This window comes from Lactobacillus sp. PV034, from assembly GCF_014522305.1.
In the GTDB taxonomy this organism is placed as follows: Bacteria; Bacillota; Bacilli; order Lactobacillales; family Lactobacillaceae; genus Lactobacillus.
The window spans coordinates 425,729-444,759 of sequence record NZ_CP041982.1 but is presented as its reverse complement, the minus strand read 5'-3'; the positions used below and the strand labels follow the sequence as shown (position 1 = coordinate 444,759).

Genomic DNA, 19,031 nt, shown 5'->3' with positions numbered 1-19,031 from the left:
AAACCCCGAAATTCTTGTCCAAATTTCGGGGTTCATATCATTATAAGCTGTCTTTTTACTTCGGTTAAGAATTTATTAGCTAAGGCTGATAATTGACTGTTTTTCTTCCAAATAATGGTATTTAAATCAAAAACTTGAGGAGAAAGTGGACGATAAATAAAATCTTTGTCATTAATTGCTGGTAAATCCTTATACGTAATTGCGACAGTATTTGCCTTATATGCCATTAAAACAGAGTTATATGCCAAATTTGAAAAGGCATAAAAGTGCAATTTATCGAAATTTTCTTGAGCCCAAATCTTAAATTTATTGTTAACCATACTTTGACTACTAATAGCTAAGGGATATCCAATTAAATCTTTAGCAGTAATAATATCTTTTTCTGAAAGCTTAAGATTCTTATTAAAATAGGCTACAAACTCATTTTTCTGAGGTAATACTATATTATTAAAATTATCTAGATTCCGATTGCCCATTACAATACCAAAATCTAACAATCCATTTTCAACCTTGGCTTCAATTTGATCTGCATTCCCATCTTCTAACACAATTTGAACATCTTGATTATTTTTTCCAAGTTCTCCAAGGATTTTCATCAAATTACCTAATTCAAGACTTTCACCGGCACCAATTCTTAATACACCACTGATAACTTTTTCCTTTTTTAAGGTTTGTTCGGTAATATCATTAAGATTAATAATGTCTTGAGCTCGTTGACGCAAAAAATAAGCTTCAGGAGTCAGCTTAAGTTGGTGATGAGATCTAATAAATAATGTAACTCCTAATTCATTTTCTAAATCTTTAATCTGTTTAGATAGAGCGGGTTGAGAGATTAATAGTTTCTCAGCTGCGCGTGAAAAATTTTTCTCTTCACATACTTTTAAAAAATATCGCAAAATTCGCATTTCCATAATAACTTCATTATAACAAATACTTATCCGGATCAGATACTAACAATGTAGAATAGGCAAAAGCAAGTATTTAATATCTTTGATACTTGCTAAATATATTCAAATATAATCATTCTGTAGTACAATATGATTATAAAGCATTTTAAAAAGGAAGGTATATGATGAAAACTAGTGAGACAAAAAAAGTTCAAGTAAACGTAAATAAGGAAATTGCTGAAGATGCAGAAAATGTAATGAGTCAAATTGGTCTTACGCCATCTGCAGTGATTAATTCGTTGTATAGGGAGATTGTTGCAACTGGTAAAATACCTTTGAGTTTTTCATTAACTCCAGAACAATTGGCAACTATGAGAATCAAAGAAGCTGCTATGAACCTTCCAACTCAAAAAGTCGAGACAGATAAAGAATTGACGGAGTTCTTTGATGAAGATTAATGATGTCTATACTGCTTATATTTCTTGGCAAGATGGTGGAAAGCGCCGACCTGTTTTAATTGTTAATGTTACCAATACAGAAGTACGGGTTTTTAAGATTACTACAAAATATGAAAATAAATCCCAATCAATAAAAAATAAGTATTATAAAATACAAGACTTATCTTCTGCAGGATTGCTAAAGCAATCTTACATTGATACAATTAAAACTTATTCTTTGAACCCGGAGAAGATTAAGTTTAAGAAAATTGGAAAACTTAGCACGGAAGATATTCTTGAACTGGCCAAATTTATAAACAGATAAGATTACTTATATCACGATAGTTTAGTGATAATTAATAATAAGTAAGAAGTCCTAAAATTTAATGAGCTCAAAAGCATTACCAGATTGCCACCAAGGGTAATGCTTTTTGTTGTTTCGCCGATCATCTCTCAATTCATTATTATGTTAAGAGTGTTAGAATAATACTATTAATATAAATGGAGGAATTATTATGACCTTACCACAACTAGATTTAGCAAATGTTAAAGGACCTAAAGCAACTTTAGACACAAATCATGGAAAAATTGTCATTCAATTGTTTAGCCAACAAGCACCTAAAACAGTAGAGAACTTTGTAGAACTTGCCAAAAAGGGATATTATGATGGGACTATTTTTCATCGCGTAATCAGTGACTTTATGATTCAAGGTGGAGATCCTAATGGTGATGGAACTGGTGGTGAAAGTATCTGGGGAGGAAGTTTTGAAGATGAGTTTTCTGATGAGCTTTTTAACATCCGTGGAGCACTTTCAATGGCAAATGCAGGCCCTAATACTAATGGTAGCCAATTTTTTATTGTTCAAAACAAAAATATGCCTAAACGTTATATTCGTGAAATGGAACCAGCTGGCTATCCTAAAGAAATTATCAAGCGTTACAAACAAGGTGGTACGCCATGGCTGGACCAAAAGCATACTGTTTTTGGGCAGGTAATTGAAGGAATGGATGTAGTGGATGAAATTGCTAAAGTACCTCGTAATAAATTAAATGATAAGCCTAAAGAAGATGTTGTCATCGAAAAAGTAACAATTGAAGATTAATAGGTAGAAGTTGTGGACTTAAAAAAATTATTTAATGAAAATAAACCATCAGAATCACGTCTTCTTGCAAGTGCCTTAACCTTTTCTGGAGGTTTTGTTGATGCCTATACTTATATTCAACGAGGACACACTCTTTCTGCTGGACAAACTGGTAATGTAATCTTTTTTGCGAACTCACTTGCCCAAGGAAACGTTCGTGGGATGTTAACTCGTGGAACTACATTTTTAGCTTTTTCAATCGGTTTACTAGTGGTAGGACTATTTCATAAATACGTAAAAAACAACTTTTGGCGCGTATTCTGTCTGTTTCCAATTTTGATAATTTGTGCAATCGTCGGTTTCTTGCCGAAAGAATTCCCTAATTATTACATTGTTCCTGCAATTGCATTTTGCATGGCAATTCAAAACGCTTCTTTTAGTAAAATCGAAGGACTCGGCTATAACAATGTTTTTACAACTGGTAATTTAAAGAAGTCAATGGTCGCTTGGTCAGCTTACTTTTTTGGTGAAGATAAAACCAAATACAATGCAGCAGTTAACTATATGTGGCTGGTGATTGCTTTTGCAGTAGGTGCGATTGTTTCAGCTTTACTCCAAAATTATTTCTATTTAAGAACAATCTGGTTTGGAGTTGTAATTTTAGGAATTATAAATATTGTTTATATTTCGCTATTAATGAAAAGGCGCAAATTTAATTTGAATAATAAGGAATGAGAAAAGTGAGATTAGTAGCAAAAATTAGGGGACTTTTTACTGAAAAAAAGCCGTCTGAATCCCGTCTTCTTGCTTGTGCGCTAACTTTTTCTGGGGGCTTTGTTGACTGTTATACTTTTGTGCAACGGGGTCACACCTTATCTGCAGAACAAACAGCCAATGTAATCTTTTTTGGGGAATCTTTAGTAAATGATAACCTGGAGGGAATGTTTACTAGAGGTTCAACTTTCTTTGCCTTTTCGATTGGTTTGTTAACTGTAGGTCTTTTTCATAAGTATATTAAGAGTAATTATTGGCGTGTTTTTTGTTTATTTCCAATCTTATTAGTCTGTATAATTGTTGGATTCTTACCATCTACTGTACCTAATTATCTGATCGTGCCTGCGATTTCATTTTCCCTTGCCTTACAAAATGCTTCTTTTAGTAAGATTGAAGGAATGAATTATAGTAATGCTTTTACTACAGGTAACTTAAGTAATTCAGTTATTGCTTGGTCAGCTTATTTCTTTGGAGCAGAGAAGGTAAAAGGGACAGCTGCCCGCAACTATATGTGGTTGGTAATTGCCTTTGCTTTAGGTGCAATTGTTTCTGCATGTTTACAGACAGTAATGCATTTAAGAACAATTTTATTAGGAGCTCTTATTATTACAATTATCAACTTAACTTATATTTGGATGTTAAACCGAAGAAAGTCATTTAGTTTTAAGGGAAATAAGTAGTAAGGGGAGATAGAGATAAAATGAAAGCAATTGAACAAGACTATCTCGAAAAGAAGTTTATTGAGTACGCTAAATTAAATACTAGATCAGAGATGGAATCAACTAATGTTCCTTCAACGTCTCGGCAAATAGTTTTATTAAAAAAGTTAATCCAGGAACTAAAGTCTTTAAGTGTTAAGGAGGTTTCTTACTCAGAAGAAGATGCTTATGTAGTAGGAAGAATTCCTAGTAATGTAGCACAAGAGGTAGCTCCGATTGGCTTTGTCGCTCATGTGGATACAGCGGATTTTAATGCGGAAAAGATTAAGCCACAAGTTTATCGTAATTATAACGGAGAAGATATTAATCTTGGACATGGGTATACCCTATCTAGGAAAGAATTTCCTTCTTTAAATAAGGTACTTGGACAAACTCTGATTACTACTTCAGGAGATACGTTATTAGGTGCTGATGATAAAGCTGGAATAACTGGACTCCTAGGGATGGTAAAGTACTTAAAAGAAAATCCTGACTTTAAGCATGGTGAAATCTGGGTTGCTTTTGGACCTGATGAAGAAATTGGTAAAGGAGCAGCTAGATTCAATATCGAAAGATTTCCAGTTGAGTTTGCTTATACCTTAGATAATGGAAATCCAGGAGATATCACTTATGAAACATTTAATGCAGCAAGTGCAAGAATTAAAATTAAAGGGACAGTAGTTCATCCAGGAGAAGCATATGGTTTGATGGTTAATGCAACTTTGATTGCCAATGAATTCATTAATCAATTACCAAGTGACTTTGTTCCAGAAAAAAGTAAGGACTACCAAGGCTTTATTTTAGTTTTATCAAATGAAAGTAATGTTGATCATGCACAAATTGATTTAATTATTCGTAGCTTTGATACTGAAGAATTTAAAGCAAAAAAGCAATTGGTTAAAAATCTTGTTAATACTTTGAATAATAAATATGGTGAAGATCGCGTTAGTTTAGAAATGCATGATCAATATCATTCACCCGGTGATGAAATTAAGAAACATCCATATGTTGTCAATCTTGCTAAACATGCTTATGAAAAATTAGGGTTGCCAATTAATTATGTTCCTTTTAGAGGAGGAACAGATGGCGACTTTATTACGGAAAAGGGCATTCCTACTCCTAATCTATTTAATGGTGGAGCTAATTTTCATGGCAGGTATGAATATGTAACCGTAGAAAATATGGCTTTGTTAGCAAAAACCTTATTAACGATTGCTAATCTACATGTTGACTTAGATAAAAAGAGAGATAATACGCCTTTAAGAAGAAAATAAAATTTTGCTGACATTGATTAAAATATATGCGAAAATAAGTAGCAATTACTATAAGTAAGTAACAAATAGCTACTAACTTGGAGATGAAGAATACTAAATGAATAATGACAAAAAAGTAGAAAAAGAAAAGAAAGAGTCAAATGCACCAAGTATGTTAGTTCAATGGGGAATTTTTGGAGTAATTTTGTTTTTCGCACAAATTATTTCTGATTTGTTCCCTAAGTCATTTGTGGTGCCCGCACCTTTGATGGGGATGATTATTCTCTATATTTTACTGGCAACCCATGTTATCAAGCTCCCGATGGTAGAAAAGGCTGGGGATGCGATGCTGTCGATCCTGCCTTTCTTATTTATTCCTTCTGGAATTCAATTGATTGATCACATGGATTTAATTAAAAAAGAAGGAATTAAAGTATTTATTATTGCAATTGTTTCTACTTTAATAATCCTTGCGTCAATTGCTTATGTGGGTGCTTTGGTAATGAAGATACATCATCGGATTCGTCGTCGTACACCAAGTAATAAGGAAGGAGAGTGTAACAAGTAATGGAAACCACAATCGTTAATAATCTTTCCCTGCCAATTACGGGGGTATTAATTTCTTTAATGGTTTACTTAATCGGAATTGGACTTACAAAGGCTAGTCATGGCTTCTTTTTATTTAACCCCTTATTTTTCGGAATATTATTAGGTATTGCGATTATCTATCTTTGGTCTAAGGGAATTGGTAGAAATCCATCTTATGTCTACCATAAATTTTATTTACCTGGTGGAGATATTATTACTTGGTTTATTAAGCCCGCAACGGTTGCCTTTGCTATTCCAATTTATCGGGTCAATTATTTAGTTAAGAAATATTGGTTTGATATTTTAATCATTTGTTTTTTAGGTGGATTTATTGCCATCTTCTTAATTCAACATCTCTGTGCCTTATTAGGAATTTCTGAAGTTTCAACAGCTTCCTTAATGCCACAAGCTGCAGCTACTGCAGTAGCAATGCCAATTTCTGAAGGTGTTGGCGGAATTGGTGCGGTTACTGCTATGGCATGTATTATTAACTCTGTTATTATTTATGCTGGCTCAACTTATTTAATTAAGGCCCTACGTTTAGATAAGATTTCTCCAATTGCTACTGGATTAGCACTTGGTTCATCTGGTCATACTATCGGCTCAGTTGAAGCTCTTTCTTTAGGTGAAGTTCAAGGAGCGATGGCGGGAGTAGCTGTTTTGGTTACTTCATTATCAATGGATATTTTGATTCCGCTTTATATGAAACTTTTTATGTAAAAGGATAATAATTCTTTCTAAAATTTATGTCTTAGTAACTTTTTAGCTATTAATTATTGTACAGTTAATTTAAAACATGCTATACTATCTTTGCGACAAGTTAAAAGATCTAAAATTCAATAGATTCAAAAAAGCATTACCAATCAGGACAAAAGGTAATGCTTTTTTATTGCTCAATAAACTATTAAGCATTGAGATTGGAATAAAAGCGACTATTAATGTTTTTTATTGTTATGCCAATCATCCAAAGTGTATAAATTACTAAAGAACAAATAAAAAAGCACCTAAAGTAGAAAATCTACTTTTTGGTGCTTTATTTCATGTATAGAGCTTGTTTTCCTTGTTGATTAAAGCTCGCTTCTAAATCTTTCCAACTAACAGCTTGATTCTTTTTCCCATACGGATTATTTACATAAACAATTAGTTTCTTTTTATTGTACCCTGTAATTACACAAGCATGAGAAGAGGGGGTTACTTTTACTTTACCTTGATGAGTGTCCCATGTTTGCATGTCATTAACCCGTTTGAATTTGAGTGTTGAAATTATCATGATAGGATGGCCATCACTAACTAATTTCATTACCTGAATGAAAGAGTGGCCGGTATAATTCCGAATTCGATTAGTATATTTATGGGCAACATCATAAAGTGGTTCATTATAAACACACCAGCCAGCATTTGCAATTGTCATGTAACCGACGAATCCTTTATGAGGATTCCCCATGTATTTTCCGCCTTCAAAAGATGGTACATGTTTGATATTTCTTGCTAAAGTCCGTTTGGTTACATCTACGTGATAATAGTTTAAAAGCATAGATAGTGCAGTCACTTCACAACCATTAGGGTATTCCGGCAACTGGTTTTCAATTGGAACATCCATCTTTTGTTCGGACTTAATTGTGAGCCAATCCCATTCATCAATTATTTGCTCTCGATTAATGGTAATGAAAACTCCTGCTACACCAATAAGAATGAAGGTAAGTAAAATGATCAAGATGTGACGTTTATGATTTCTTTTTTTATGCATTCTTTTTGTATTCCCATCTTACTTGTTATATTAATAATTATTATAACAGATGAGCGGGTAAAATAATTAGATACTTAAGTTTTATCAGTAAAACTTAATGACTAAATTAAAGGTATAATTAACTGTAAACATCAAAGTCTTAAAAGAGGGAAGAGCGTAATGAGTAGAACTGAACCGGTTACTTTAACTAATATGTGTATGATAAAAAAACAAGATAAAATTTTGGTTTTAGATCGAAATGATCCCGTCTGGCCTGGTCTTACCTTTCCGGGAGGACATGTTGAGGATCATGAATCATTTCATGATTCAGTAATTCGGGAGGTAAAAGAAGAAACTGGACTTACTATTAAAGAACCAAAGCTTTCAGGAGTAAAGCAATTTTATGATAAAGAACATCATCGGTATTTAGTATTTTTCTATATTGCAACCGCATTTAATGGGCATTTGCATGCTAGTGATGAAGGAAAACTTAGCTGGATGACTAAAGCTGAGTTATTACAATCAAAATTAGCATATAACTTTGATCATGACTTACCAGTTTATTTTGATGAAAATATTAGTGAACATATGTTAGATGATAAACGAGATGAACTTTTTTAGAGCTCACTCATAGCAATAAGTTATTACAAGAAAGGAGTGATAGTCATGAATTTAGATCTAAACGCTTTAATTGAAGAAATCTTACCTAAACAAAAAGAAGGTAAAGTAGCTAGCTATATTCCAGCTTTGGCTAGTGTTGACCCCAATCAATTAGGCATTGCTTTTTATGATTTAAAAAATCAGCAAATAATTCAGGCTGGTGATAGTAAAACGAGATTTGCAATTGAAAGTATCTCAAAAGTAATTGCTTTACTTTGGGCAATCAAAAAGTTAGGGATTCAAGAAGTATTTACTTACGTTGGTTCAAGGCAGACAGGCTTTGCTTTTAATTCTGCTCTTAATATGGAAATAACCCATGCAAAAAAGCCCTTGAATCCATTTGTTAATGTCGGTGCAATCATGACAACATCATTAATAGTTCAAGATAAAGAGATTAATCCGCATCCTTTTGCAGAAATTTTAGCTTTTACAAAAGAAATTTGTAATGATCCAGATTTATATTTAGATACTCAGATTTATCTTTCAGAAAAAGAAACTGGTGATTTGAATCGTTCACTAGCTTATTATTTAAAGGCAAAAAACATGATGATTGCCAAAGTTGAGCCAAGTTTAGATACTTACTTTAAACAATGTTCAATTATGGTTACTACTAAAAGCTTAGCCAATTTGGGTGCTGTATTAGCAAATGATGGCATTAAGCCTTGGGATAATCAACGTCTTATTTCTAGTGAAAGTGCTACTGTAACCAAATCATTAATGATGACTGCTGGGTTATATAATCAATCTGGAACCTATTCACGCTTAATTGGTGTTCCTACTAAAAGCGGCGTTGGTGGCGGCTTAGTTTCTGCTGCTCCACATAAATTTGGGATTGGCATCTTTAGCCCTGCATTGAATGATGAAGGAAATAGTGTTGCAGGACTCGCTTTACTTCAAAGCATAGTTGATAAGCTAGATTTGAATATCTTTAAATAAAAAAGAGAAGTCTTTCTCTTTTAGTATAACTTCGTATAATATATATTATGTAAAGTAAAATGAATAAAATCGAGAGAGACATATTCAGTATAAATTTATAGTCTCTAATTAAGTTTATCTTTTATTTATTACTAACTGTTTTTGTTTCAGCAACTCTTTTTTCATGCGGTCAACTTATTAGTTAAATTAAATATTATTTTAAATTAACTACATAAAAATTTGGCTTCTTATATTTTAGTGACTATATATCTTATATCTTATTTAGCTTATTTATTTGTTATTTGTTGAATACTAATTTCTTTAATATATGTCATATATTATGACTAATTATTTGGCATATTTGATAATTAATCACTTAAACCTAATTTAAATGCATTTAAATTGCCATATATGCATAAATTTTTAAACTTTAAATATAATAATTACTTGAGACAGCTAGAACGAATAAATTTACCATTAAGTGATAAATGATTAGAATATGTAGATAATTTGATCAAGATTTGTTGCTATAAGGCTATAAATCAAGCTATAGATCAATAAATTTAGTAATAATAAAACAATATTTAAAGTTATAAATAAAAGGTTTAAGAATAAGTATCATAAAAAATATATTATAAATACTGATCTATCAAAGCATTTATAGATGTTGTTCATTAAAACTAATATTTTAATGAACAGTTATATAGAATCATCGCCTACATTTGATCATATGTTTTTAATCATTAGATTTTAAATTAAGAAAATAGGTTTTTACCTAAGTTATCCATTTTGATTTTATTCGAGATTATCTTTTTTATTTTTTGCTATAATTAATGCTAGCAAACATATGTTTTATTATGCTTATTAGGAGCTTTATTTTGGAAACTAGTAAATACCTTGAATTAATTAAAGTTGAATTAAAGCAAATGCCACCATTTGTTCAAGAATATAATTTAATTACTCATCATTCACTTGCTACTTCATATCAGTACTTAACTGAAATTCGTCGTTTTTTCGATTGGTTGCGTCAAGAAAATATCTCAGCAGCAAAAACAAATGCTGAGATTGAGTACACTACCCTCGAACACTTACAACGTACTCAAATTATGCTCTACGTAGATCATTTAAGTCATACTAAAAACCAACAGGGAAATTTAAATTCTCCTACTACTATTAATCGCTCGTTAAATGCACTGCGCTCACTTTTCAAGTTCCTATTCCTAACTGTTACTTCTGAACATCAAGATGGTGAACCATACTTTTATCGCAATGTAATGCTAAAAGTAAAGTCTTTAAATGATACCCAAACACTTAATTATCGTGCTCATATGCTTGAATCTCATATGTATACTGGCCAATTAAAATATGATTTCTTTGACTTTTTAAATACTCAATATGAAAAGCAATGTAGTCCACGCGCACGTACTTCCTTTTTAAAAAATAAAACTAGAGATTTAGCCATAATTGCTTTAATTTTTGGCACAGGAATTCGGGTATCTGAATGTGCTGGAGTTGATGTTGATGATATTAATTTAAAAAATGCTAATTTAGAAGTTACTCGTAAAGGTGGTCAACATGACAGTGTCCCCATTGCTGAATGGACTCTAGACTACATCAAAGCTTACGCAGAAAAAAGAACTGTTTTTTATTCTCCTTTAAGTCGAGAAAGTACTTTTTTCTTAACTACTTGGCATGGTAAAACGCGTCGAATAACTAGTAATGCCATTGAAAAAATGGTTAGCAAATATTCAACTGCTTTTGGTCATCCGCTTACTCCTCATAAATTACGTCATACTGTAGCTAGTGAACTTTATGCTGTAACTAAGGATCAAGTATTAGTTGCACAACAATTAGGTCAAAAAGGAACTTCAGCTACTGGTCTATATACTCATATTGATCAGACTAAACAGCGGGAGGCATTAAATAATATTACTAAAAAAGATAATCAAACAAAAAAATAGGTCAGTTCTATTAAGGCTAATGAAACCGCAGAAGTCGATACATGGGCTAATTTAGCAATATCTTTCATTTTTAATACCATAAGCTCACCTCATATTAGTTGCTATTTTAACTTACTCTACTTCTTAGTCAACTCAAGTTTGATGTATACTAAAAGTAAGTAAGAATTAAGAAAGAAAATTATAATGACAGAAGATATTTCACTTTTTCCAGAAGAAGAATCCTCAAATAAGCATTTTAAAGAACCCTTAGCAGCTCAAATGAGACCGAATAATCTTTCAGAAATGGTAGGGCAAGAACATTTACTTGCCTCGGGAAAACCTTTACGTCAAATTATTGATGAGCATATTCCTACTTCTTTAATTTTATGGGGCCCTCCTGGTACTGGTAAAACAACTTTAGCTCACGTAATAGCAAATGAATTGCATTATCCTTTGGAACAATTTAATGCCAGTATTGAAAATAAATCGCAATTAACTAAAATTATCAATCGTCATCCAAATGAATCTTTTGTTTTGCTATTAGACGAAATTCATCGTCTAACTAAGCCTATTCAAGATTACCTATTACCTTATTTAGAAAATGGGCATATTTTATTAGTTGGGGCAACGACAGAAAATCCAATTCTTTCTTTAGTACCAGCCGTTAGATCAAGATGTCAGATATTTGAATTTGAAGCTTTAAAAATCGATGATGTCGAAAAAATGATTATCCGTGCAGCTTATCAAGTGTTTAACTATGAGATTCCTAGAGAAATTGCCCATATGATTGCTAATACAGGAAATGGAGACTTGCGGACCTCTTTGAACGTTCTTGAGACGCTTTTTGCCATGTATCATGACAAATTGACAGTGGAACAAGTAAAAAGTTTTAGTCGCCAGCAACATCTAGCTTATGATAAAGATGCTACACAGCATTATGATTACTTATCTGCCTGGCGCGATTCGATTGAGGGCTCTGATGCTGATGCAGCTCTTTATTATTTAGCCGTTTTGCTAGAAGCTGGTGACTTAGAATCAGTAGTACGTAGTTTAAAAGATATGAGTGCGTTAGATTTAGGATTAGCTGATCCTGCACGCAGTGTGCAGATAATCACTTTAGCTAATACTGCGTTAGAAATTGGGTTACTTCGTGCAACTACTCACGTAGCAATGGCAACAATGTTATTAGCGATTAGCCCGCGTTCAGATTCAGTTATGCAAGCTTATCATCGAGCGGCTCAAGATGCTAAGCACCCTAACAGGCACCCAATGCCAACTTATTTACGTGATTCTCATTACCGCGGAGCTGATAAATTGCGTGGTGCAGGGATCATGAAAAATATGTTTGCTGAATCAAAGAAAGTAGCTAAGCAAGCTTATTTACCAGAAGATCTAATTGGTAAACACTACTATGAACCTGCTCCTAATAAAAATGAGCAAACTTTGTATTATCAATATCAAAAATTATTTGAATATATTTATGGGATGCCCTTCAAAGAAAATGATGATTTATCCCATTTTGAACACTTCAATCCTTATCAAGAATAAAAGGTGTTACCCAGGTTTTAATTCCTCGGTAACACCTTTTTGGACTTATTTGGAGTAATGATATTTTAATTGAAGTATTTCAATAGCTTTTTCTGTAACACCATAAACCATTCTATCCCTAGTATTAATTCTTCTAGACCAGTATCCAGATAATTCTGCTTGTAGGGGCTCAGGCTTTCCTATTCCTTCAAAGGGATGCCGTAAAGTATCATCAATTAATTTATCAATTTTTTTGATACTTTTTTTCTACGTAAAGTCAAGCACAATACGATGTTTGACTATGTTTTTAGCTTGAATTTTAGTTTAAGTAGCTATTAATGTCGATATATTTTTGGAATTAAGCACGATAAATAAGCCCAAGTTTATATCTGATTTTTGGGCTTAGCGTTATAATGTAGTTGATCAATTAATTACGACTAAAGTCTTTTTTGGTTATGTGTGGCTACGTTGTAATCATATAGTTGATCATTAATAATCAGGGCATAAATTGTTCTGATTAGTTTATGTATTGAAGCAATAGCTATCTTTTTAAACCCTTTGGTTTGAGAAGATAGCTTTTTGCTTTCATAATAATCTGCTATGTGACACGGATTAGTCTTAGCCGCATTATCAATTTGACCAATAGCACGATAAAGCAATTTACGTGCTATTGCATTACCATGCTTAGTAATACTTAAATTAGAATCCATTTCACCTGACTGATATCTACCTGGATCTATGCCAATAAAAGCATTAATTTTATTGGGATTGCTAAATCTGCGTACATCTCCCAATTCTGCTAAAACTCTAACTGCAGTAGTTTGGGCAAAACCTGGAATACTTTCTAGATTTTCTAAATCATGATTAGGTAAAGTCTTAGCGAGTTTAACCATTCTTGTAATTAATTGTTCTCTTTGCTTACTTAGATTAAGTAGTCTTTGGGTATAATATTGTACTTGTTGAACTTCTATACTAGTCTCGGAGACAACTGGATAAGCTTGATAAGCTAATTCAATAAGTTTATCAGCAGTTTTTTGAGCATGTTTAAATGCAATACCTTTTAAATTCATTAGCCAATTAATAATTTGATTTTTGTTCTCTTGTCTTACTAAATCGCAATGAGGGTAATGAGCAACTATTTGCCAGTAATTATTACCTTTAGCAGTAGAAAATAGATTTTCAATTTCGGGAAAAGTTGATTGTAAAGCCTGGTGAAGTCTATTTTTAGCTGTGACTAAATCATCTGTTAGCTGGTCATAGAAACGACTCAAAGCATTGAGTTGCTTATAAGACTGAGACTGATTTTGACTAACTGGATGATGATAAAGTCTTTGAATTAAGGCTAAATGATAAGCATCAGTTTTATCAGTCTTATTATGACGTAGTCCCAAATCCATTTCTTTTTTTGCTTTAAGAGGATTAAGCACAACATATTCATAACCGTAATCTTCTAGAAAAGCTTGTAGTCTGCGTGAATAAACACCAGTAGCTTCAAAAATAATTTCTGGCTGTTTAGTAAAAGCAGCTAATTCGTGCAGTAATTTAATAAAACCAGGACGGTCGTTAGTAATGGTAAATTCATTTTTACTTTCACCAATTAGCTCACAAATAGTAGAAGTAGACTTACTTACATCAATTCCAAAAGTAATTTGCATTATATAACCCCCTAAGCTTAAGTAGTAAAACGTATTTACTTAAGAAATCAGATCTAATTTTCTAAACTCGACATCAACGTGTCCACATTCTTCGAAGAGATTATTGATAGCCTAAGTAAAACTGCCAGTTTTTAATGCGACATCAAGTGTCTAAAAAGGCTTTGACATATCGTTTTACTACTACTTAAATTCTACAAGAGAATAAAAAATAGTGAATTAATTATCCCGTCGGATAACTAATTCACTATTTAGCTTAGAATGTTTTATCTTCTTTTTTCCATTCAATATATTCTTTCCAAGCAGAAGCAGTGAACATTATATTTAACTTAGTCATTATTTAATTGTTTAAATTCTTCAGGAGTAAGTAATTTACTCTTTCCAGATTTTAATTCCTTGATTGATTTTTGTAAGGCAGCTCTGTTTGCTTCACTACTCAAAAGATAGTTTGTCTCCATCCATGAATTATATTGTTTTTCAGAAATAATAACTACATTTTTATTCTTTGGTCTGGCTACAACTACAGTATCGTCGTATTCACTGATGTCGTCAGCTATTTTTTTAAAGTTATTTCGCAAATCTCGTGCAGTCACAGCTTTTAATTGGTTAGCTATATAGTCCATCTTCTTCACCTCTTAGTTTAAGTATACTATGTGTCCACAATTACGTCTACAGAAAAAACACCTGTCTCCTTTAGAGCTAGGTGTTTTTAGTTTATCAATTAATTATGTTTTTTCTTTTTAGTCGCTGCTAGACTCATTAAACCACTTAGACTTAGAGCAGCTAAACCTAATATTGAATCTGCACTAGAACTTCTTTTACCAGTTTGGGGTAAGAAACGATTGTCGAGATATTGTTTAGGAATTACTTTAGCCTTATTTTGTTTTTCAGGGCGTGTCTTATTGACATCAAAACCTAAAGTTTGTGCTTTACTTCGTGCATATTCATCAGGGGTTAAAGGCGTCTTACGTGGTATTAGCTTAGGATCTGGAATTGGATCAGGAACAGGAGCTGGTGTTTTGTTTGGAGTTGGATGTTGAGGTACCTTTGGAGTTGGTCTTACTGGCGTTGGTTCGTCGGGAATCTTAATTTCTGGATCAGGATCCTTTGGAACTTTCTTGTCAGTTAATGGTGGAGTATCAACAAAAGTATTTAATTTGGTATAGATAACAAAAGTTACTAGATTTCCATCATGGAGTACCGTTGCATTTTTAGCGTGAGCAACCTTGGTATCGACATCATAACCAGCGACTTCTGGCGAAGGTATAGCTTCATAAGAATCAATAGGTACAAACTTATCACCCTTCTTAATGAAATGAATAGTTTGAACAACATCATCAGGATTCTTGTCTAAACCAACATAGTGAATGGTCCAAGTTTGATCTGTACTTTCCATGCCTGGGGTATCAATGTAGATATTAGGAATCGGTGCTTCTGGATTTTCAAAGACCTCGGGTGGGACCATACCTTCCCCAGCAATTGGTGTATCAACGATAGGTGCAACTGGCTTAGTGTAAATTACAGTAGTTTCAAGATTACCATCAGGTAAAACCTTAGCATTTTCAGCTTTTGCAATCTTAGTATCAACATTGTAGCCCTTTTCTTCTGGTGAAGTTACATCTTCATAAAAATCAACGGGAACAAACTTATCACCTTTCTTAATGAAATGAATAGTTTGAACTTTATCTTCTGGATTTTTGTCTAGACCAACATAATGAATAGTCCAAGTTTGACTAGTGCTTTCTACAGGGTTTGGTAAATCAATACCTGGTTCATCTTTTACGTAAGGTACATCAACTACATAATCAATATCAGTATCGTTTTCACCAAGTTTAGTATCTTGATGAACGTTAATATATTTAGTTGGTTCATCTTTAGGTTGCCAAATTCGATAACCATTGATTTCAGGTGAAACTACATCTTCAAAATTGCCGGTTGGAACAAATTTACCATTCTTCTTAAAGAAGTAAACAGTTTGAACTACTGATTTAGGATTGTTATCAGTACCAACATAATTGATAGTTAAAGTAGCACGGTGACTTTCGACTGGAGTATCAGTATCAACGAATTGGCTAGGTTTGGTATAAATTACTGTGGTTTCAAAATTACCATCAGTATTATCCTTACCTAAAACAGTATCTTGATGAGCAGTTGGAATATCAACATCGTAACCATCAACTTTAGGTGAATCAATATCTTTAAAACTAGTAGTAGGAACAAATTTGTCACCTTCCTTAATGAAGTGGACAGTTTGAACTACATCCTCAGGGTTCTTATCTAACCCAACATAGTGAATAGTCCATGTTGACTGACGACTTTCCATTGGATCAGGTAAGTCAGTACCTGGTCGGTCTTTCACGTAAGGCACAGTAGTTACGTAATGAATATCACTATCGTTCTCGCCTAATTTGGTATCTTGGTGCACAACTGCATTTTCAGCTGGATTGTAAAGGCTGTAGCCAGCTACTGCTGGAGATTTAATATCTTTAAATTGGTTATCTGGTACATAACCAGAATCATGTACTTCATTATTTACCTTATCAGTATAAACAGTACGGGTGAAGGTCACTTCTTGGTGGTTAGATTCAGGATTATGATCGCTACCAACATAATTGATAGTCCAAGTAGCATGACGCACAGTAATTTCAGGAGTGGTATAACCATGAGTTAAATGAACTTCGAAGACATTTTTGGCATTATCGGCTTGATATTTATTGGATTCAAAGTTATTTGAAACAAATTCATAGCCTTTATCTTCATAGGCTTTAATTTGATTATCTACATCAGTAGGAAATTCAATTAATTCGCCAAACTTACCATTGGCAGCTTCACTCTTTAATGAAGTACCAGTTGTATCATCAATATAAGTAATCTTCGCATTTTGATCATTTGCAGTATAAGTTACAGTCTTTTCAATGTTCAAATCACCAAAGTTAACTGTAATTGCATCGATTGCTGGAAGATCAGGAGTATAACCGGTAATTTCTGGAGAATCTACTTTCGCAAAAGTTTGCGGATCAACTGGATTCCAAGTTACATCCTGAGTTACAAGATCTTTAGTACCAGTGCGTTTAAAGTTAATAGTCTGAACCTTATCAGGACTTGCAGTAGTACCATCCTTATAGATATAGTGAATGGTTTCAGTTACTGTACTATCATCGTCAATAGGTTTAGTGTCATGCTTCAAGTGAACTTCAAAGTTTTGATCAGTTTGATAGTCATTATCGTAAATTAAAGTACTTTGACCAGCTGGAGACTTAGTTCCATCACTGACTAAGTCATAGCCTTGTTTCTTATATTCATTAATTCGATCTGCTGTAGAATAAGCTGCCGTTTCACCAGGTAAACCTTCAACTGAATCAGTTTGACCAAGCTGCTTGCCTTCAGTGTCATCAATATAACTAATATTGATCTTTTGCTTACCAACAACAGTTAACTTGGCACTATTACTATCACCAGGATTGATGATTGAAGTGTGTTGCTCTACTTGATCAGGTGTTTGAGGAACTGCAGCAAGCATATTGAACAGAGTCAAAGCATTAGTATTGCGGCCCGCATTAGAAGCAGTATTATCTGTAACCGTATCATACATAACTGTAATAGTATAATTTGGAATTTGGGCATATCCAGTGCGTGTACTTACTTTAGCATCTTGTAAGTTTTTAATAGTTTTTATTGGCAGAATCTCTGTTGGATTATCAGGATTATAGTCTTGCCAAAACTCATTATTCCCACCAGAAATACTTTTAAAGTTATAGCCATCAAATGTTGGAATTTCAAATCCTGGTAAACCTTTTTCTAAAACAGTATCCCCAACCATATCTCCAGTAACAGCATTGGTGTGATAGATTGCAACATCGTTAATGGATTGCTTTTGTGATCCTAAACTTTTATCAGCACCATTGACAAAATTAATAGTTCTTCCAGTACGTAACTTCTTAAAAGAAGTTGAATCCATTACAGCTTGAGACATATATGCATTTTTGCTAACATCGGTTTCAACAGTTGGATCATAAGTATGCAAATGAATGGTCAAGTTTGATTTACTCTTTAAGCTATCAACAGTGGTAATAACTGCGGTAACTTTATCCCAATCAGCTTGTTTCCACTTTTTTACTTTAAAGTAGCCTTCAACAGTAGCTGATTCAAGTGCCTCTTTAGTTGGAACATAATTACCCTCACTGTCTTTAATGAGCAACTTATCTAATGACTGGCCAGCTTCTCCTGTGACATACCAGTTTGTCATATTTTCAGCATTTTCACTACCACTGACTTCAACTGGACCGGTTAAGTGAGTGTTAAATTCACTCTTACCATCTTTTGTATTAGGCAATACTGTAACTACAAAGATGTTTTTATCATCATAATCAGCATTATTGGTAATAGTTGAAGTTAATTCAAACTTATTTGAATCGGTATTTATTGATGTCGCCTTATGACTCAATTGTTGCTTATCAAGGTTACCTGATCCATTCGTATCACCAGTTAACTCTTGTTTAGCTATATCATCTTGTGCTGATGCTGATACTTGCTCATTAGTCTCGTTGCCTTCAACGGATGGATTAGTAGCATTACTATCCTTCTTTTCATTAGAAGGCGCAACAAGAGCTTGTTCTTTTCCTGACAGATTGTCACTTTTACTGTCCAAATTATCTTTACCTGAAGCTAATTGAGAGTTACTTTCTTCTGTAACAGTAGGCTTATTATCAGCAGCTTGAACTTTTTGACTGTTAGCCCCTAAAAATAAAGTTGTTCCAATCAATGCTGAAGCTACCCCAACACTAAATTTACGAATAGAATAATGTTGGGTTGTTTCACTGGTTACTAATTTTTTGTTGTTTTTTGTTTTATTTTTATTTTCCATACTCTATCCTTTTTGTATACATTAACAT

18 protein-coding genes are annotated in these 19,031 nt (G+C 33.1%); 12 read left to right on the top strand and 6 right to left on the bottom strand.

Annotated features, from left to right (window positions below; translation table 11 throughout):
• Positions 1-32 precede the first annotated feature (32 nt).
• Positions 33-911: a LysR family transcriptional regulator gene (locus FP432_RS02265; RefSeq protein WP_265489243.1), complete on the bottom strand. Its 879-nt coding sequence runs from the start codon at positions 909-911 to the stop codon at positions 33-35.
• A gap of 161 nt (positions 912-1,072) precedes the next feature.
• Here FP432_RS02265 and FP432_RS02260 point away from each other — a divergent pair, with 161 nt between their 5' ends.
• The 8 genes from FP432_RS02260 (at position 1,073) to FP432_RS02225 (ending at position 6,439) form a co-directional block, all read left to right on the top strand.
• Complete coding sequence (locus FP432_RS02260; protein WP_265489242.1) at positions 1,073-1,345, top strand: type II toxin-antitoxin system RelB/DinJ family antitoxin; 273 nt, start codon at positions 1,073-1,075, stop codon at positions 1,343-1,345.
• Positions 1,335-1,649 carry a type II toxin-antitoxin system PemK/MazF family toxin gene (locus FP432_RS02255; RefSeq protein WP_265489241.1) on the top strand — a complete coding sequence of 105 codons (315 nt, stop codon included), beginning with the start codon at positions 1,335-1,337 and terminating at the stop codon, positions 1,647-1,649. The genes FP432_RS02260 and FP432_RS02255 overlap by 11 nt, the downstream gene beginning before the upstream one ends.
• A 190-nt stretch (positions 1,650-1,839) precedes the next feature.
• Entirely contained in the window at positions 1,840-2,427 is a 588-nt protein-coding gene (locus FP432_RS02250) for a peptidylprolyl isomerase (RefSeq protein ID WP_265489240.1), read from the top strand.
• A 12-nt stretch (positions 2,428-2,439) separates the two neighbouring features.
• Positions 2,440-3,141: a YoaK family protein gene (locus FP432_RS02245; protein WP_265489239.1), complete on the top strand. Its 702-nt coding sequence runs from the start codon at positions 2,440-2,442 to the stop codon at positions 3,139-3,141.
• A gap of 5 nt (positions 3,142-3,146) precedes the next feature.
• On the top strand, positions 3,147-3,860 hold the full coding sequence (locus tag FP432_RS02240; protein ID WP_265489238.1) for a YoaK family protein: 714 nt from the start codon (positions 3,147-3,149) through the stop codon (positions 3,858-3,860).
• 20 nt (positions 3,861-3,880) lie between these two features.
• Positions 3,881-5,152: a peptidase T gene (gene pepT, locus FP432_RS02235; RefSeq protein WP_265489237.1), complete on the top strand. Its 1,272-nt coding sequence runs from the start codon at positions 3,881-3,883 to the stop codon at positions 5,150-5,152.
• A gap of 97 nt (positions 5,153-5,249) precedes the next feature.
• Positions 5,250-5,699 carry a CidA/LrgA family protein gene (locus FP432_RS02230; RefSeq protein ID WP_265489236.1) on the top strand — a complete coding sequence of 150 codons (450 nt, stop codon included), beginning with the start codon at positions 5,250-5,252 and terminating at the stop codon, positions 5,697-5,699.
• Positions 5,699-6,439, top strand: a complete 741-nt coding sequence (locus FP432_RS02225) for an LrgB family protein (RefSeq protein WP_265489235.1) — start codon at positions 5,699-5,701, stop codon at positions 6,437-6,439. The genes FP432_RS02230 and FP432_RS02225 overlap by 1 nt, the downstream gene beginning before the upstream one ends.
• Before the next feature lie 313 nt (positions 6,440-6,752).
• Here the strand turns inward: FP432_RS02225 and FP432_RS02220 are convergent, their stop codons facing one another.
• Positions 6,753-7,466 (bottom strand): C39 family peptidase, encoded by a 714-nt coding sequence (locus tag FP432_RS02220; protein ID WP_265489234.1) that lies wholly within the window; start codon positions 7,464-7,466, stop codon positions 6,753-6,755.
• Between the two features lie 159 nt (positions 7,467-7,625).
• Between FP432_RS02220 and FP432_RS02215 the strand changes: the two genes are divergently transcribed.
• The 4 genes from FP432_RS02215 (at position 7,626) to FP432_RS02200 (ending at position 12,508) form a co-directional block, all read left to right on the top strand.
• Positions 7,626-8,066 carry an 8-oxo-dGTP diphosphatase gene (locus FP432_RS02215; protein WP_265489233.1) on the top strand — a complete coding sequence of 147 codons (441 nt, stop codon included), beginning with the start codon at positions 7,626-7,628 and terminating at the stop codon, positions 8,064-8,066.
• 45 nt (positions 8,067-8,111) lie between these two features.
• The gene (gene glsA / locus FP432_RS02210; protein WP_265489232.1) at positions 8,112-9,041 is read left to right on the top strand and encodes a glutaminase A; all 930 of its coding nucleotides are present in this window, start codon (positions 8,112-8,114) and stop codon (positions 9,039-9,041) included.
• A gap of 857 nt (positions 9,042-9,898) precedes the next feature.
• A complete protein-coding gene (xerS, locus tag FP432_RS02205) occupies positions 9,899-10,981 on the top strand; it encodes a tyrosine recombinase XerS (protein WP_265489231.1) in 1,083 nt (360 codons plus the stop codon).
• 183 nt (positions 10,982-11,164) lie between these two features.
• Positions 11,165-12,508, top strand: coding sequence for a replication-associated recombination protein A (locus tag FP432_RS02200; RefSeq protein WP_265489230.1), 1,344 nt, complete (start codon positions 11,165-11,167; stop codon positions 12,506-12,508).
• 45 nt (positions 12,509-12,553) lie between these two features.
• Here FP432_RS02200 and FP432_RS02195 read toward each other — a convergent pair whose 3' ends face one another.
• From FP432_RS02195 to FP432_RS02180, 4 genes are all read right to left on the bottom strand, one after another.
• Complete coding sequence (locus FP432_RS02195; protein WP_416202887.1) at positions 12,554-12,745, bottom strand: Txe/YoeB family addiction module toxin; 192 nt, start codon at positions 12,743-12,745, stop codon at positions 12,554-12,556.
• Positions 12,746-12,924: 179 nt separating this feature from the next.
• Complete coding sequence (locus FP432_RS02190) at positions 12,925-14,142, bottom strand: IS110 family transposase (protein WP_416202883.1); 1,218 nt, start codon at positions 14,140-14,142, stop codon at positions 12,925-12,927.
• A 326-nt stretch (positions 14,143-14,468) separates the two neighbouring features.
• Positions 14,469-14,762, bottom strand: a complete 294-nt coding sequence (locus FP432_RS02185; protein WP_265489229.1) for a type II toxin-antitoxin system Phd/YefM family antitoxin — start codon at positions 14,760-14,762, stop codon at positions 14,469-14,471.
• A gap of 98 nt (positions 14,763-14,860) precedes the next feature.
• On the bottom strand, positions 14,861-19,003 hold the full coding sequence (locus FP432_RS02180) for a mucin-binding protein (protein ID WP_265489228.1): 4,143 nt from the start codon (positions 19,001-19,003) through the stop codon (positions 14,861-14,863).
• Positions 19,004-19,031 lie beyond the last annotated feature (28 nt).